This is a genomic window from Hymenobacter convexus (genome assembly GCF_030580955.1).
Lineage (GTDB): Bacteria > Bacteroidota > Bacteroidia > Cytophagales > Hymenobacteraceae > Hymenobacter.
This window is the reverse complement of record NZ_JAUQON010000003.1, coordinates 24,106-41,357: the sequence shown is the minus strand read 5'-3', so window position 1 is coordinate 41,357 and position 17,252 is coordinate 24,106. Positions and strand designations below refer to the sequence as shown.

12 protein-coding genes are annotated in these 17,252 nt (G+C 61.0%); 6 read left to right on the top strand and 6 right to left on the bottom strand.

Annotation, left to right across the window (positions count from 1 at the left end):
- Positions 1-376: 376 nt before the first annotated feature.
- Together Q4S41_RS06795 and Q4S41_RS06790 are read left to right on the top strand one after the other, a co-directional pair.
- A complete protein-coding gene (locus tag Q4S41_RS06795) occupies positions 377-5,143 on the top strand; it encodes a choice-of-anchor D domain-containing protein (protein ID WP_305030349.1) in 4,767 nt (1,588 codons plus the stop codon).
- 223 nt (positions 5,144-5,366) lie between these two features.
- Positions 5,367-6,962 (top strand): hypothetical protein, encoded by a 1,596-nt coding sequence (locus Q4S41_RS06790; protein ID WP_305030348.1) that lies wholly within the window; start codon positions 5,367-5,369, stop codon positions 6,960-6,962.
- Between the two features lie 70 nt (positions 6,963-7,032).
- Here Q4S41_RS06790 and Q4S41_RS06785 read toward each other — a convergent pair whose 3' ends face one another.
- The 4 genes from Q4S41_RS06785 to Q4S41_RS06770 all read right to left on the bottom strand — a co-directional run bounded on the left by Q4S41_RS06785 (position 7,033) and on the right by Q4S41_RS06770 (position 9,744).
- Positions 7,033-7,359, bottom strand: coding sequence for a HesB/IscA family protein (locus Q4S41_RS06785; RefSeq protein ID WP_305030347.1), 327 nt, complete (start codon positions 7,357-7,359; stop codon positions 7,033-7,035).
- Between the two features lie 123 nt (positions 7,360-7,482).
- Positions 7,483-7,875, bottom strand: a complete 393-nt coding sequence (locus Q4S41_RS06780) for a hypothetical protein (RefSeq protein WP_305030346.1) — start codon at positions 7,873-7,875, stop codon at positions 7,483-7,485.
- Between the two features lie 136 nt (positions 7,876-8,011).
- Positions 8,012-8,422, bottom strand: coding sequence for a Fe-S cluster assembly scaffold IscU (iscU, locus tag Q4S41_RS06775; protein ID WP_190923982.1), 411 nt, complete (start codon positions 8,420-8,422; stop codon positions 8,012-8,014).
- Positions 8,423-8,529: 107 nt separating this feature from the next.
- Positions 8,530-9,744 (bottom strand): IscS subfamily cysteine desulfurase, encoded by a 1,215-nt coding sequence (locus Q4S41_RS06770; RefSeq protein ID WP_305030345.1) that lies wholly within the window; start codon positions 9,742-9,744, stop codon positions 8,530-8,532.
- A 211-nt stretch (positions 9,745-9,955) separates the two neighbouring features.
- Between Q4S41_RS06770 and mce the strand changes: the two genes are divergently transcribed.
- From mce to Q4S41_RS06755, 3 genes are all read left to right on the top strand, one after another.
- On the top strand, positions 9,956-10,360 hold the full coding sequence (mce, locus tag Q4S41_RS06765; protein WP_305030344.1) for a methylmalonyl-CoA epimerase: 405 nt from the start codon (positions 9,956-9,958) through the stop codon (positions 10,358-10,360).
- A 98-nt stretch (positions 10,361-10,458) separates the two neighbouring features.
- A complete protein-coding gene (locus Q4S41_RS06760; protein ID WP_305030343.1) occupies positions 10,459-11,031 on the top strand; it encodes an L-threonylcarbamoyladenylate synthase in 573 nt (190 codons plus the stop codon).
- A 102-nt stretch (positions 11,032-11,133) separates the two neighbouring features.
- Positions 11,134-12,573: a CCA tRNA nucleotidyltransferase gene (locus Q4S41_RS06755; protein ID WP_305030342.1), complete on the top strand. Its 1,440-nt coding sequence runs from the start codon at positions 11,134-11,136 to the stop codon at positions 12,571-12,573.
- Between the two features lie 87 nt (positions 12,574-12,660).
- Here the strand turns inward: Q4S41_RS06755 and Q4S41_RS06750 are convergent, their stop codons facing one another.
- Positions 12,661-15,306: a PspC domain-containing protein gene (locus Q4S41_RS06750; RefSeq protein ID WP_305030341.1), complete on the bottom strand. Its 2,646-nt coding sequence runs from the start codon at positions 15,304-15,306 to the stop codon at positions 12,661-12,663.
- Between the two features lie 61 nt (positions 15,307-15,367).
- On the bottom strand, positions 15,368-15,715 hold the full coding sequence (locus tag Q4S41_RS06745; RefSeq protein ID WP_305030340.1) for a PadR family transcriptional regulator: 348 nt from the start codon (positions 15,713-15,715) through the stop codon (positions 15,368-15,370).
- 374 nt (positions 15,716-16,089) lie between these two features.
- Between Q4S41_RS06745 and Q4S41_RS06740 the strand changes: the two genes are divergently transcribed.
- Positions 16,090-17,220, top strand: coding sequence for a putative type IX sorting system protein PorV2 (locus Q4S41_RS06740; RefSeq protein WP_305030339.1), 1,131 nt, complete (start codon positions 16,090-16,092; stop codon positions 17,218-17,220).
- Positions 17,221-17,252: the final 32 nt, after the last annotated feature.

The following is a 17,252-nucleotide window of genomic DNA, read 5'->3' as shown; positions in this document are numbered from 1 at the left end:
TGGGTATTCAACGGCGACTTTTTCCGTTGATGTCGCCACCTTCAACAGCGGCAGCAACCCCGCCAAAGTTGAGATTTCATATAACGGTGGCTCAAGCTACACCCAAGTAACCACAACATTAGCACCAACTGATAATTCGACTTACCCAACCTCAAGTATTGCACTCACGGGTACACTCACCAATAACGTAAAAATTCGCATTAGCAATAATGCCACAAGCGGTGCAGGGGTAAGATTAAAAAATCTGAAGCTAATTGCCACGGCTCCCTCAGCCACCATCAACGCCACCGGCATTGCGCCGGCAACTGTGTGCGCTGGCGGTACCACGACCGTTAGCTTTTCGTACACCGGGAGCCCGAGTTCTATTACAGGTCTGTTGTCTAACGCATCGGGCAGCTTCGGTAGCGGTACCACGGCTCTGAGCGGCACGGCCAACATCAGCGGCGGCACCGGCACCTTTGTGGCTACCATTCCGTCCTCGGTGGCCGGTGGCAGTGCCTACAAGATTCGCGTAAACGCCACCGGGGTAACTGGCACGGGCGACCAGTCCGTGACGGTCAACAACGTAGCCGTGGCCCCTGTTGCTGACCAAAATATCGTAGCGAACGTCAACGGTAACCAACTTACAGCTACGGAAACCCCTGCCGCCAATGCGACCAGCCGCGAATGGTTCTACGGCACCACGTCGGGCAGCTACCCCACCGCGACCGGCATCACGACCAGCACCTTTACGCCCAATTTCGCCACCGCTGGTACTTATTATGTGGTGGTGAAAACCACTTTCGCCACCTGCGGCCCGGTTACGAGCAACCAGGTACGAATTAACGTCACGGCACCTACGCCCATTATCACTCTCTCGTCCAACACGGCGCTTGGCTTCACGGCCTTTACCGGCACCCCTTCGGCCAGCCAGAGCTACACCGTAACCGGCAGCAACCTCACCACCGATATCAACATCGTTTCGCCTACGGGCTACGAACTGGCGCTGGAAGCTACCCCCGGCACGCCCGGCACCTTTGCCGCATACCCCACCGGCACGCCGCTGGTGCTCACCCAAAGCGGCGGCTCGGTGTCGGCAGTCGTCTACGTGCGCCTGGCCGGCACTACTTCCGGGTCCTTCGGCACCAGCGGCTCACCTTCCAACATTGCGCACACCAGCACGGGCGCTAGCTTGGTCAACAAACCGGTTTACGGCACCGTCACCAACCCCAGCATCACGGGCGTTGTGCTCACGCCCGCAGCCGTGTGCACCACTTCGGGCGCGGGTAGCACCTCGGTGGCCTTCACCGGCAACGGCACGCCGGGCACCTACACGGTGCAGCTGTCGGATGCCAGTGGCAGCTTCGCTACCCCATTGGCCACGGCCACCGGCACGGCTTCGCCCATTTTGCTGGCGGTGCCGCAGGGCACGGCTAGCGGCACCGGCTACCGGGTGCAGGTGGTCAACGGCGCGGTATCGTCGGCTCTGGCCAGCCTGCAAGTGGTGAATGCGCCCACGGTGAGCATTTCGCCCAATACCACCCAATCCCTCGTGACCGGCGTCAACGGCAACCCGCTCTCGGCCACCGAAACCCCCGCCGCCGCGTCGCGGGTGTGGCAGGTGGGGAGCAGCGCCACCGGTGCTTTCACCAACATCAGCCCGGCTCAGACCGGCACTACGTACACGCCCAACTTCGCCACCGCCGGCACCTACTTCGTGCGCGTAGTCAGCACCTTCGCAGCCTGCAGCGACGTAGCCAGCGCGCCCGTGCAAATTGACGTTGCCAATCCGGCGCCCACGCTCACCGCCCTTTCGACTTCTTCGGGCACCACGGGCACCACCGTTTCCATCGTCCTCACGGGCACGGGTTTCACCACGGCCTCGGTGGTTAATTTCAACAATACCACCGTCACGCCTACGTTCACAAGCGCCACCTCGCTCACGGTGAGCTTCACGCTGCCCGCCACGGCCGGCAATTACCCCATCACCGTCAGCAACCCCACACCGGGCGGCGGCACCTCGGGCACGCAGACTTTCACGGTGACCACCGGGCCGTTGCTGACGTACAAAACAATAGCGCTTTCAGGCAGTACGTTCATGCTGCCCGTCGCCACGGTCGTCACCAACCTCTCGGCTACTTCCATAAGCCGCAGCAGCGACCTCAACCAAGTATCTACCAACGGAGCCTATGCGTCGAGTGGCTTTCCTTCATCAACTACCGTCGCAGATGCCACCAAAGGATATCTTACGTTCAGCTATACCGTCGCTGGTGGTTATACAGCTACCATTTCCAACATTGCGTTACGAGTGTACCGCACTTCCAGCGGACCGCAAACCATTGAACTGCGCGCCAGTACAGACGGCACCAATTTCAGCAACCCATTAATCTTGGGTACCCAGACGCTGCCAAGCGCGGTCAACACCGGCTATAGCTTTAGCCCTCCGGCCACCAGCATCCTGCAAGCCAGCTCAGGTACCGTGTATTTCCGCCTTTACGGCTATAATGGCAGCACAGGTAACTTCCGTTTGGAAGACTCGAACAGCACCACGCCTGCGGTCATTGTGAATGGCACGATAGACCCCATTACCACCCCCGAGATAAACGTGGTGCAGGGCCTGCCCGCTACCGACGTGCTCAATAATGGCAGCTACACGTATTCCGACACTCGTGTCGGAAATAATACCTCAACGCAGTTTAGCATCCAGAACCAAGGGGCGGCCACCCTTGTGCTCAGTAGTGGAAGCCCGGTGGTAAACATCAGCGGCAACACCGCTGATTTTAGCCTGACTCAGCCCACGGCCACCACGGTAGCCGCTAACAGCAGCCTGCCCTTCACCATCACGTTTGCGCCGACTTCGACCGGCACAAAAACCGCCACCATCTCCATTGCCAGCAACGACTCCGACGAAAATCCCTACACCTTCACGGTGACGGGCACGGGCGTCACGGCGCCGTTGCTCACGTCCTTCTCGCCCGTTACCGGCCCGGTAGGCACGGCCGTTACCCTCACGGGCACCGACTTCACGGCCACCTCCGCGGTTTCGTTCAACGGCACGGCGGCCACGGCCGTCACGTTCAACTCGACCACCAGCCTCACGGCCACGGTGCCCACCGGCGCCACCACGGGGCCCCTCACGGTGACCACCGCCTACGGCAGCAGCACCAGCACCGCCAGCTTCACCGTGACGGCGACGCCCACGGCGGGCCAGCTTTTGTTGGAAGACAACTTCGCCTACGCGGCCGGGCAAAGCCTGACCAACCACGGCTGGATAGGTTTCAGCACCACCACCAGTACGCCGCCCGCCACCGTTGCCGACAATCTGACCATGGCCCAGTACCCGCGCGGCTTTGACCAGAGCGAGCCGGCTACGTTTGCCGGGTCTTCCACGGCTCGCCTCAGCAACGTCAACAACCAGGACGTCAGCCGCACGTTCGGAGCGACGAGCAGTTCCACGCTCTATGCGGCGGCTGTCATCAACGTAACGGCTACGGCATCCGGCGGCGACTACTTTCTGGCTTTTGCCGATGCCGCTAATGCTGTCCCCCGGGGGCGCATATTTATCGCGCGCACCGGTACCGCTGCTGCGGGTACTTTCCAGTTTGGGGTAGGAAATGGCTCTACCGGCAATTACACCACGGGCACGCCCTACAACAGCAATACTCCCTACCTGGTGGTATTGAAGTACACCGTCAACAGCAACAATACCCAGACCGCCAGCCTGTTTGTGTACAATGCCGCGGCCGACCTCAACGAGCCCGCCCAACCCCTTATCTCGTCCAGTGGCCCGCTCAGTTCGGGGCTGGGGGCACTTGCCAACATCATTCTGCGTCAGGCCGATAACGGCCTCGGCGTGGACGGCGTGCGCGTGGCTACCAACTGGGGCACGGTCATTGGCCGCCCCGTGTATGTGGATGAGACCACCACGCTTCAGCCCGGCAGCTACTACAGCGTTGCCGTGAACGGGAACACCAGCCTCACCACCACCGGCCCAGCCAGCGTTGAAGGGCCTGTAAGCCTGAACGGTGGCAAAATCAATACCGACGCCACCAATCTGCTGTCGCTTACGGCTACTGCTTCCATTACCGGCGGCAGCACCACTAGCTTCGTAAACGGCCCGCTGGCGCGCGCCACGGCCGCTGGGGCTCGCACCACGGTGTTCCCCATTGGCAGCGGCACGCTCTACCGTCCGCTCACGCTCACGGCCACCGCGCAAACCGGAACCGCCACCTACACCGCTTTCCAGACTGAGAACAACACCAGCCGCACCCTCGCCACGGGCGGTTCACTGCCTAACCTCACCCGTGTTTCGACCAAGCGCTTCTACACGGTGAATACCTCCAATACATCATCGGGCTTTACCGGCAACATCACCCTGACGTTCGGCCCCGACGACTACATCAACAACCCCAGCAACACTTCGCTGGTCATTGCCAAGCGCGACGGAGGTACCAGCGGCGGCTGGCTTAACATTGGCCGGGCCACTACCAACGCCAGTACCGGTCCCGACAACGGCGCAGGCGGCGCAGCTTCTGCAGGCACCCTTACTTCGGACAACTTCAGCGGCTTCTCCGACTTTACTTTCGGTGCCACCGATGACATCTCCAACGTCAACGTCCTTCAGGCCGTGAACCCCCTGCCCGTGCAGCTGAGCAGCTTCGGCGCCCAGCGCCAGGCCGACAAGGCCGTGGCCGTGAAGTGGAGCACCGCCACCGAAAAGAACGCCGACCGGTTTGAGGTGCAGCGCAGCCTCAACGCCCACGACTTCGTGACCGTGGCCACCGCCAAGGCCCAGGGCACCAGCAGCAAAGCCGCCGCCTACGCGGTGCTCGACCAGACGGCCCCCGCCGCCACGCTCTACTACCGCCTGCGCCAGGTGGACGGCGACGGCACGGTGGCCTTCTCGCCGGTCGTGACCGTTGCCGGCACCGGCGAAACGGCCAAGGTGCTGCTCTACCCCAACCCGACCCGCAGCAGCCTGAGCTTCATCGCCGCGGCGCCCACGCCCTACCGCGTGCTCAACCAGCTGGGCCAGGCCCTGCTTGCGGGCACCACCGAGGCCGGCACGGCCAAAGTGAATGTTGAAACGCTGCCCGCGGGCTTGTATTTCATCGAACTCCAGACGCCCGCTGGCCGGAGCGTGCAGAAGTTCGAGAAAGAATAGCCAGCCGCCTCGCCACTCTAACAAAAGGCTCCCTGCATTTCGCAGGGAGCCTTTTTTATGGAATCGCAGGGGCGGCCGGGCAGGGGCTGGGCCCGCGCTGGACCAACCGCAACTATTCTTCCCCGGAGGCCGGTATTTGGGGTTGGCTCGCCGTGCCCGTCCCTACCTTTGAGCAAATTGCCCCGGCTGAATTTCAATTTTCCAATGCGCACGCACTTCCTCAATGACCCCCAGTAGTTGGCTGCCCGAACGCTCGTTCACCCTCCCGTCCATTGTGAACTACTGCCTGCTGGCGATGCTGGTGCTGGTACTGGGCACCCGGCTGTCCTTTCTCGGTGCCGGCGCCCTGACCTTTCCCGATGAGTACCGCTACTACGAGTCGATAAAAGCGATAGAATGCCACGGCAGCCTGACCAATTTCAGCGCCAGCATTTCGCAGGTGCAGGGCCGCCCCGGCGATGCCTTTTGGCGGCTGGTGCCCGCCGGCATGCAGGTGCTGCTGGCCAAAGCCACCGGCCTCGACCCGCACGAGCCCGCCTCCCTGCTCATTCCGGTCGGCTTCAATTACCTCATTCTGCTGGGTTCCCTGCTGCTGTTCTACCGCATTGCGCTGCTGCTCCTGCGCCACCCCACGGCCGCCCTGCTCAGCACCGTGGTCTACGCCTGCCTGGTGAACACCAACATCTACCTGCGTCACGTGCTGCCCTACGATGCGGCCCTGTTCACCTTCCTGGCCAATATCTACTGGGTGTTACGCCTGAAGCAGCGGCCCGAGCGGCGCACCAATCGCACGTTTTTTCTCGTTGGGGCCCTCGCCGGATTCACGTTCGCCATCTACCCCGGCTACAACCCGGCCGTGGTGGTCATGGGCCTGTTGCTGCTGGAGAAGCGGGCGTTGCTGGCGCTCGACTGGAAGCAGCTGTTCCGCACCGGCGCGCTCTACAGTGCCGGCGTCGCCGCCGTGTTTGGGTTTTTCCAGCTGCTGTCGGTGATTGGGGACAAATCCTACCTCGACGACTGCCTCCTCTTGTCGCGCTCCATCACCCAGGGCGATTTCGAGGAAGGCTTCATTTTTCTCTTCAAGTACCTGTTCACCGCCGAGCAAACCCTCGGCTACCTGCTCACCGGCCTCGGCATTGTAGCCCTGCCGGTAGCGCTCTACCGGCTCCTGAGAGGCCGCCTCAACGCCGCTCGGCTCACCGCGCTGCTCAGCGATAACCTGCTGCTCATCACTATGGTGCTGGCATTCCTGCACTACGCCGTCATGGTGTACTACCAGGAGCGGATGGTGTTCTACGGCCGCATCCTGCACCTCTACCTGCCCTTCTTCGTGCTGCTGATTTTCAAGGTGCTGTATCCCGCTGCCACCCGCAAAAGCTGGCAGTTTGTGCCGGTAGTCCTGGTGGCGGCCGTGGCGGCGTATTCCTTCGCCGTTTTCACCCTGCAGTATCACCGCATTGTCTATCCGCTCACGTTTTTGAACCAGCACGCGCACGACTACCCCACGGCTAAGGTGACCATGAAAGAGCAAACCGCCACCGCCAACACCGGCGACTATTACCGCGTGCTCGATGGCCTGATGGCTCAGCCCGGTGGTGCCGGCCAGCCCCAGGTGATGCTCGTGAACATGGGTTTTCTCTACCCCATCCGCGACGAGGGCTGGTGCAACGAAGTCAAAATACCGCCTGCTTACAAGCTAATATCTACTGGTCCGCACTTCATCACCCTGCCCGCCTACTACTTTGAGGGCTGGCGCATCACCGAGCGCGACATCATCACCCGATGCCAGTACCAAGTCCAGGTGTACGAAGCGCGCTAACCTGAAAAAGCCCCCGTGCGAACTTGCACGGGGGCTTTTTCTATATTCACTAGGCTGAAATAAAGCAGGCTTACACCGAGAAGCTCTCGCCGCAGCCGCACTCGCGCGATGCGTTGGGGTTGTTGAACTGGAAGCCCTTGCCGTTGAGGCCGTCGGAGAAATCCAGCTCAGTGCCGGCCAGGTAGAGGAAGCTTTTCATATCCACCACCACGCGCACGCCCTTGTCCTCAAATTCCTGGTCCATCGGCCGCACCTCGTTGTCGAAATCCAGCTTGTAACTCAGGCCCGAGCAGCCTCCGCCGGCCACCGAGGCGCGCAGGCGGTAGGTGTCATCCAGGTGAGCGTCGCTCATCAGGCGCGAAACTTTTTCTTTGGCTTTATCAGAAACGGTAATCATGGCAGTAGGAGCGGGGCCGTTCAGGCTTAGAAGCAAGCTGAATGGACTCGCAATTTAGACACATTATAAACAAGGTGGCGAATTTCTTTGTTCGCTCGCCCGCTAAATATTTCATTCCGGCCCTCACGAGCTCGGATTCAGCACCAAGCTAAACACAGTAATGGTGTTCAGGTCGCGGCCGAAATAGAGCTTGTCCAACGCCTCATATACGTTGTGCGCCCGGAAGTAGGAGGTGTGCAATTCCCGGTCGTTGCGGGCACTCCACTGCACCGTGTAGGAGCTTTCCATGTCCCGGAACCGCTTCACATAAGCCAGCATCTTTTCCAGGCAATCCACTTGGTCGCGCCCGGTTTCGTAGCGGAACAGGAAGCTTTGCTGGTGGCGCGGGTTCACCGTTATCAAATCCAGCCGCGTCTGGCCTTCCAGCTCCCGAAACTCAAACTGCAGCTGCGCGGGCTCCAAACCCAGGTACTGCCGAATTTCGCGCTCCAGCCGGGCAATGTCAAATTCGTCCATTGTCAAATAATGGGTAGTAAAAGCGCAAAAAAAAACGTCATCCTGAGCGCAGCGAAGGACCTTATCACGAATGCACGATTTTCGCGCTAATGTGATAAGGTCCTTCGCTACGCTCAGGATGACGAATTCTGCCTGATTAGTGGTGCGACAGCTCCAGCGCGGGCAGACCGTTTTTCACGCGGTAATCCGAGATGGCCGACTTGATGGCATCTTCGGCCAGCACCGAGCAGTGGATTTTCACGGGCGGCAGGGCCAGTTCCTCCACAATCTCCATGTTGTCGATGGCCAAAGCCTCGTCCACGGTTTTGCCTTTCAGCCACTCCGTTGCGAGCGACGATGAGGCGATGGCCGAGCCGCAGCCGAACGTCTTGAACTTGGCGTCGGTGATGGTGTTGGTGGCTTCGTCCACCTCGATTTGCAGGCGCATCACGTCGCCGCACTCGGGGGCGCCCACGAGGCCGGTGCCTACGTTCTTTTTGCTTTTGTCCAGCGTGCCCACGTTGCGGGGGTTGCTGTAATGGTCGATTACCTTATCGGAGTAAGCCATGGCTTTTTTGTTATTAGTTGTTAGTTGTTAGTTGTCGGTTGTCAGTTTTAAACGTGTTTACCATTAGCAAGCTAACAACAAACAACTGCCAACTGACGACTAAAAAATTAATGTTCCGCCCACTCGATTTTGCTCAAGTCGACGCCTTCTTTGAACATCTCCCACAGGGGCGACATTTCGCGGAGCTTGGTCACGGCCTCTTTTACGTGGTTGATGGCATAGTCGATTTGCTCGTCGGTAGTGAAGCGGCTCAGGCCGAAGCGCAGGCTGCTGTGGGCCAGGTCGTCGCTCAGGCCCAGGGCCTTGAGCACGTAGCTGGGCTCCAGCGAAGCCGAAGTACAAGCCGAGCCCGACGATACGGCCAGGTCCTTCACACCCATCATCAGGCCTTCGCCTTCTACATATTTGAAGCTGATATTGGTGACGTGCGGCAGGCGGTGCTCCACCGAGCCATTGATGTAGCTTTCTTCCAGCGTGGTGAGCTCCTTTTCGAGGCGGTCGCGCATGGCGCTCAGGCGGGCGGTGTCGGCCGCCATTTCCAGGCGGGCCAGCTCGCAAGCCTTGCCCAGGCCCACGATGCCGGGCACGTTGAGGGTGCCGGAGCGCATGCCGCGCTCGTGGCCGCCGCCGTCCATCTGGGCGGTCACTTTCACCCGAGGGTTCTTGCGACGCACGTAGAGGGCGCCCACGCCTTTCGGGCCGTACATTTTGTGGGCCGTGAAGGCCATGATGTCGATGCCATCGGCAATGACGTCGACCGGGATTTTACCCACGGCCTGGGTGCCGTCCGTCATGAACAGAGCGCCGTGGGCGTGGGCAATTTTGGCGATTTCGCGGATGGGCTGGATGGTGCCCGTCTCGTTGTTGCCGTACATGATAGTCACCAGAATGGTCTGGGGCGTCATGGCGGCTTCGAGGTCGGCGAGGCTGATGAGGCCTTTTTCATCGACGGGCAGGTAGGTTACCTTGCCGCCGAGCTTCTCGATGTGCTTGCAGGTATCGAGCACGGCTTTGTGCTCGGTGGTGGCAGTGATGACGTGGTTGCCTTTCTGGCTGTACATCTCGAACACACCCTTGATGCCCAGGTTGTCCGACTCGGTAGCGCCCGAGGTGAAGATGATTTCCTTGGGGTCGCAGTTGATGAGCTTGGCGATTTGCTCGCGGGCGTAGTCCACGCCTTCCTCAGCGGCCCAGCCGAAGGGGTGGTTGCGGGAAGCCGCGTTGCCGAACACGTCGGTCAGGTAGGGCATCATGGCCTCCAGCACGCGCGGGTCGAGCGGCGTGGTGGCGTTGTTATCGAGGTAAATGGGGAGCTTAAGCATTGCGCGCAGCAGTAGTGACAAGTGGGAAACCAGCAAGGAGCCGATACCTGCCTAGAACATGGTTCGGGGCCAATCAGTTTTCTTTGGTCCCACAAAAGTAGATACAATCTAAATAAGGAAATGCGCCGACTTTCGGCGCCGGGCCAAAATGCTCGGCGAAAACCGGCATTTTCTACCTCAGCGGCGCCCAGCCCGCTCTTTTCAATTCGCCATGTTTACCAATCTTGAACACCTCGGCCTGGCCGTGCACGACCTCGAAGCCGCCACGGCGCTCTACACCACGCTGCTCGGCGCGGCCCCTTACAAGAAGGAGCACGTGGCCAGCGAGGCCGTCGATACCGTTTTCTTCCAGGTCGGCGGGTCGAAAATTGAGTTGCTGGCCGGTACTTCGCCCGATAGCGCCATCACGAAATTCCTGAGCAAGAAGCCCGAAGGCATTCACCACGTAGCTTTTGAGGTCGATGATATTCGGGCTGAGATGGCGCGGCTGAAAGGGGAGGGCTTCGTGCTGCTGAATGAAGAACCCAAGCGCGGGGCCGACAACAAGCTGGTGTGCTTTGTGCATCCGAAAAGCGCGGCCGGCGTACTGGTGGAATTGTGCCAGACCGTTAAGTAGCGCGAGGTAGCGCGGACTTTTAGTCCGCGACGGAATTGCTTGCTGAAACATCTAACCTATAATGTCTTAACTCGCGTACTAAGAGTCCGCGCTACGCCATGAACCGTTTCCAACAAGAAGTAGATGCCGCTGTCGATGCCCTCTTGCTCCAGCAAGTCATTCTCTACCCCACCGATACGGTGTGGGGCGTGGGCTGCGATGCCGAAGCGCCGCCGGCCGTGCAGCAGCTCTATAAACTGAAGGGCCGCGAGGCCGGCAAGCCCAGTATCGTACTGGTAGCCGATTTGGCCATGCTCAAGCGCTACGCCGCCGAAGTACCGGCCGAGCTAGAAACCCTCTTGGCCTCCGACACGCGTCCGACCACCTACATCCTGCCCGCCAGCAAGGCCGTGGCACCAGAACTGGTGGCCCCTGACGGCACCGTGGGCCTGCGCGTGGTGAAGGATGAGTTTTGCCACAAAGTGGTGCGGCGGCTGGGCCACGGTCTGGTTTCAACGTCGGCCAATAAAGCCGGGGAGCCCACGCCGGCCGTGTATTCGGAAGTGGATGCGGCCATCGTGCGCGGAGCCGACCACGTGGTGAACTGGCGGCAGGATGACGATACCCGCACTGCGCCCTCGCGGGTGGTGCGGCTGGCCGAAGGCGGGAAGCTGGAAGTGGTGCGGGAGTAGGGGCGGGGCCTGCCCCCGCCCGAATCGTTGAAAAACGTTTTGGAACGATGTTCTACGACGGGCGGGGGCAGGCCCCGCCCCTACATTTTTACCTTTGCGCCCATGAACACGCCAAAACTGCCCGAACTGCCCATTTTTCGCACCATCGCCGAAGCGGCGGCTGAACTGAAACAGCCGGCCTACGTCATCGGCGGCTACGTGCGCGATTTGGCGCTGGGGCGCGAGAGCAAGGACATTGACGTGGTGACCGTAGGCGATGGCATTGCGCTGGCCCAAGCCGTGGGTGCCAAGCTGAAAGGCCGCGGGCGGGTGCAGGTGTTCAAGAACTTCGGCACGGCCATGCTACCTACTAAGGAAGCCGGCGATATTGAGTTTGTGGGCGCCCGCAAAGAGAGCTACCGCGCCGAAAGCCGCAAACCCGAGGTGCAGGCCGGCACGCTGGAAGAGGATTTGGCTCGCCGCGACTTCACTATCAACGCCCTAGGCCTGAGCCTAAACCCGGAAAATTTTGGGGAGCTGGTGGACCGCTACGAGGGCATGAAGGACCTGGCCAGCAAAACCATCCGTACGCCGTTGGGGCCGGACGTGACATTTTCTGACGACCCGCTGCGGATGATGCGCGCTGTGCGCTTTGCCTCGCAGCTCAACTTTGATATTGAGCCCGATACGTTCGACGCCATTATCCGGAATAAGGACCGGATAAAGATTGTGTCGCAGGAGCGGATTACCGTCGAGCTGAATAAGATAATCGAGTCGCCCACGCCGAGCTACGGGTTCAAGCTGCTATTCCAGACAGGGCTCTTGCAGCTCATCTTCCCGAAGATGGCGCTGCTGCACGGCGTGGAGAAAGTGGGCAACCACGCCCACAAGGACAATTTTTACCACACGCTGCAAGTCCTGGACAACGTGGCCAACGCCGGCGGCGACCTGTGGCTGCGCTGGGCCGCCGTGCTGCACGACATCGCCAAACCCGCCACCAAGCGCTACTTCCCCAACGTGGGCTGGACTTTCCACGGCCACGAGGACAAGGGCGCGCGCTGGGTGCCCGGCATCTTCACCGACCTGAAACTGCCGCTGGGCGAGGAGATGCGCATGGTGCAGAAGCTGGTGCGGCTGCACCTGCGCCCCATTGCGCTGGTGAAGGAAACGGTGACGGACTCGGCCGTGCGCCGCCTACTGTTCGAAGCCGGCGAGGATATTGACCGGCTCATGCTGCTGTGCCGGGCTGACATCACGAGCAAAGACCACACCCGCAAGGAGCGGTATTTGCGCAACTTCGCGGAGGTGGAAGAGAAGTTGAAAGAGGTGGAAGAAAAGGACCACCTGCGCAGCTTCCGCCCGGTCATCACCGGCGAAATCATCATGGAAACCTTCGGGCTGAAGCCTTCGCGCCAAGTGGGCGAGCTGAAAGAAGCCGTGATGGAAGCCATTCTCGATGGCATTATCACCAACGAAATGGAGCCAGCCATGGCCTTCCTGTTGCAGCAGGGGGCGGCCAAAGGGCTGGCTCCGGAAGGAGGCGTCGTTCACTCACCAAACTAAGCCTGGCTTCTTGGTTTCGGGGGGATAGATGCGGTTTACGGGAATGGGGTTGCCTGCGATTAATTTCTTAACCTAGAAAATTTTGGCTTAAAGGCGTTTGATGCTCGAAGCGCCCACCGATTCCAGCTTCACGATTTTCGGCTTGCCGCTGTACGTGATTTTGCTGGCGCCGATGGCGTTGCCTTTCAGCGATTCGCTCACGTTGACGCGGGCTTTGCAGGCGGCGGCCAGGTCGAGGTCGGCGTTGCGGGCCTGCAGGTTGGCGGCGGCCAGCTCGCAGGCCATGGCGGCGTCCAGCTTCAGCTCGTCGGCGCGGCCCGTGGCGGTGGTGCGGCAGGCGCCGGCCTGGCCAATCTTGAGCGTGCCGTAATCGCCGTTCAGGTTCAGCGAAGTGGCCCCGGCCTGCGACACGTCCAGTCGCTCCTGGCGCTCGAAGCCGCCGAGGTCGGCCGCGATGCCACCGGCCAGCTCCAGGTGGTCCACGGCGGGCATCTCGATGCGGATGAGGGCTTTGCGCTCGTTGCGGTTCCAGTTGCGGTCGAGGAAAGAGCCGCTGTTGCGGGGCTTGATTTGCAACTCGTCGCCGTCGCGTTCCACGCGCAGGTCGTTGAGCACGTCCTTGTCGCCGCCGGCTTCGATTTTGAAGGCGTCGCCGCGCCGAATCACCACCCGGTAGCCGCCCACGGCGCTCACCCGGGTAAAGCCGGTTTCCTCGAACGAGCGGCGGTCGGGGCCGTAGCTGTTCATGTCGGTGCTGAAGGCCGAGGCCCCGCGGCTGCTGTCGTCGCTCTCGTCGCTGCTGTCGCCCTCGTCGTTGTTGTCGCTGTCGATGTTGATGTTCACGTCGGAATCGTCGTCGTTGTCTTCGTCGCGGCCCAGCTGCTCGTCGGTGCAGCCAATGCATTCCAGCTTGTTGCCGCGCAGGCGGTAGCGGTGGGTTTCGGGGTCTTCGGGGCGCCGGTTGCCCACGAAGTCGTCTTCATCGAGGATGTCGTGCGCAAAGCTGTGGCTCAGGCGGAAGGTGCGGTCACGGGGCAGGCGGATGGTGAGGCTCAGCTCCTGCTTGCGGAAAGCTGAGTTGGGCAGGAAGGAGAAATGGTCGTCGAACACCAGCGAAGAATCGCCGCTGGGCCGAACCGTGTAGTCGATGGTGGTGAGGGCCGTGCGGCGGGCTTCGGCTTCGTTCACGCCTTTGGCGCGCAGGGTGCGCAGCACTTCCACTACTTTGCCGCTATCGGCGGCGGCGATGTTCACGTCCACGTGCTGGTCCCAGTCGCGGTCCACGTGGCGCGCGTCGAGCATAACCACCGGGGTGGTCAGCTTGGAGAATTGTTCCAACTGCTCCACTTCGGCTTCGTACTGAAAATTGCGGTTTTGCCGCACCCCGGCCACCGTCACGCCCACTATGCTCAGCAACCAGAGCCCGAGCAGCGACAAACCCACGGTGCGCGTCATCAGGGAGCGGCGGAAGAGCAGGTTCAGGCCGCCCAGCAGCAGGGCCAGCGCCGGAATACCCATAGCCAGGAAGCCGGCCAGCAAACCCCAGGCCGGCACGCCATGCAGCAGCACGTGGGTGAAAATCATGTTTTCAGCATTGGGAAACAGGCCAATGCTCGCGCCTAGGAAAATGGCCAGCGCCAGTAGCATGCCAAACCCGCTGATGGTGAGCAGGATGCCTGCTACCACTCGAATGGCCGAGCCCACGAAATCGACGGCCGGGCGCAGGCCCCGGGCCGCGTCTTCCACAAACGCACCCACGGGGCGATTGGTGGTCACGGGACCGTCGGCGAAAGCGTTGTTGCGGGCGCTGCTGTCGAAGCTTTCCAGCGTGATGGCATCGCCGCGCATACGCAGCTTGTCCGAGACCGTTTTGGCCTCGGGCAATACTATCCAGAGAATGATGTAGAGCAGGAAGGTGAAGCCCCCGGCAAACAGGCCGGCCAGCATAAGCACGCGCACCAGCGTCACATCGATGTTGAAGTAGGCGGCCAGGCCGGCCGCCACGCCGGCTACTTTGCCGGTGCCGGTGTCGCGAAACAAGCGGCGGCCGGCCAGCGGGCCCGAGTTCAGCAGCGCCTCGGGGTGGGCAGGGGCGTCGTAGCGCTTGGGCAGCAAAATCCAGAGGATGATGTAGCCCAGCACCACCCAGCCGCCGAAATCGACCCGCAAGTTGTGGCGCATCCAGATGTTGCTGGCTGGCAAAAAGATGGTGCCAAACACGAAGGCCAGGCGAATCCAGAGCGGGTTCACGGCGAAATACTGGGCAATACCAGCGGCCACGCCCGCAATCTTGCGGTTGGCCATGTCGCGGTACAGGCGCTTGGGCTCGCCGGTATCGGCGGTGCCCGTGCCGGGGGCCACGGGGGGCACGGTGGCACTAGCAGCGCGGCCAAACCCGGCCGAGGCATTGGCGCTGGTGGCCGCACCGGCCGTGTAAGCCGACCCAACTTCCTCGTCGTCTTCGTCGGCGTCGGGGGCGAAGTCGCTCACGCGGCCCATCTTGGCCGTCATGGCGTTTACATCGTCCAGGCTGATGACCTGCTGCATGGGCGAGAGGCGGGCCGCAAACAGCTCGGCAATGCGGCCCTCAATGTCGGCCACAATGTCCTCGTGGCCGCGGTAGTTGGCAAAGTGGGCTTTCACCTCGGCCAGGTAGCGGCTAAGGACGTCGAAACCGTCTTCCTCGATGTGGAAGATGATGCCTTGCAGGTTGATACTGATGTTCTTTTTCATCTGAAAGAAGGCCGAACGGGCCAATTGAATGCTGGTGAGTGAAGCAGAAAAAGAGGCAGGATTAACGAATGTCGCCGGGGGGCCGGCTGTGGCGGATGATGCCCACCGAGGTGGCCATTTCCTCCCAGGTATCGCGCAATTCCTCCAAGAATTTCCGGCCCTCGTCGGTGAGGGTGTAGTACTTGCGGGGCGGGCCGCTGGTGCTTTCCTTCCAGACATAGTCGAGCAGGGCAGCATTCTTGAGGCGGGTCAGCAGCGGGTAGAGCGTGCCCTCCACCACTATCATGCGGGCCGAAGTCAGCTCCTCCAGCATGTCGGAGGCGTAGGCTTCGCCGCGGGCGATGATTTCCAGGATGCAGAACTCAAGGATTCCCTTGCGCATCTGAACCTGGGTGTTCTCGAGTTTCATGGGCGGTGTGAATTACTAGTGGGTGAGAAACAGTACAAATGTATAGTAGGTACTTTGTAACGCAAGGTACTGGATGAATAATTCTCGTGAAGCATAAATAATATTCTGTTAATAGCTGATTATCAGCCTAAAAATTTTCAATAATTTTTCAGGATTCCCGGTTTACCGAAGAACGGAGAGGCCAAATCACCAGTCCGGACCCGGCAAGCTGAGCCGTGTCAGCCGCCCGCGCGGTGCCAACCCAGAGCGCCTGCCGAGTCGTAGGTTGCTGAGGCCGGCGAGAATGCATTATTGGCCCGAAATTCGCGGGCCAGACGCACTAACTTGGAGTAACTTGCGTTGCGACGGCGCGAAACTTTCCCTTTCCCTCTTTTATGTCCCAACTTTCCTCTGCCGCCCGCGGGCTGCTGGTCGTCGGTGCTACGGTTGCGCTCGCGCTGCCCGCGGCCGCGCAAACCAAAACGCCCAAATACAGCAACGAATTTCTCAACCTCGGCGTGGGGGCCCGCGCCCTGGGCATGGGCAAGGTGCAGGTGAGCCTGGCTACCGATGCCACCGCCGGCTACTGGAACCCCGCCGGCCTGGCCAACCAAACCCGCAAATACGACGGCGTGCTGATGCACTCCGAGCTGTTTTCGGGCGTGGTGAAAAACGACTACGCCGCCTTCTCCACGCCGCTCGACAGCAAAAGCGCCATCGGCGTGAGCGTGATGCGCCTGGGCGTCGACAACATTGCCGACACCCGCGCCCTGCTCGATGAGTACGGCGGCGTGCACTACGACAAAATCACCTACTTCTCGGTGGCCGATTACGCGCTGCTGCTGTCGTACGCCCGCAAAATTGAGAAAGTGGAGGGCTTGAGCGTGGGCGCCAATGCCAAAATCATTTACCGCAACATCGGCAGCTTTGCCCACGGCTACGGCTTTGGCATCGACGCGGGCCTGCAGTACAACCACAAAGGCTGGAACCTGGGTTTGATGGCGCGCGACATCACCACCACGTTCACGCAGTGGACCATCAACGCCGACGAGTACCAGAAAGGCATCAACAACACCGCCGCCAACGGCGTGGACGCCATCCCGACCAACAGCGCCGAAATCACCCTGCCGCGCTTCGTATTGGGTGTGGGGCGCCGCGTGGAGCTGCCCAAGCAGTTCTCGGCCCTGCTGGCCGCCGACTTTGAGGCCACTACCGACGGCCAGCGCAACACCCTGGTGTCGAGCAAAGCCGTGAGCGTAGACCCGCGCGTGGGCCTGGAGCTGGGCTACAAAAACCTGGTGTTTCTGCGCGGCGGCGTGGGCAACTACCAGAAAATCCAGAGCTTCACCAAAAACGCTAACGGCGACTACGACAGCAGCTGGAAAGGCCAATACAGCCTCGGGGCCGGCGTGGCCATCAGCGGCCTGCGGGTCGATTTGGCTCTCTCGCGCCTGGCCGTCGAGAAGCTGGGCAACACCTCGCAAACCAACTCGCTGATTGTGTCGCTGGGCTACAGCTTTAAATAAATCATTCGGCGGCTACCGGCGCATCAAATCTG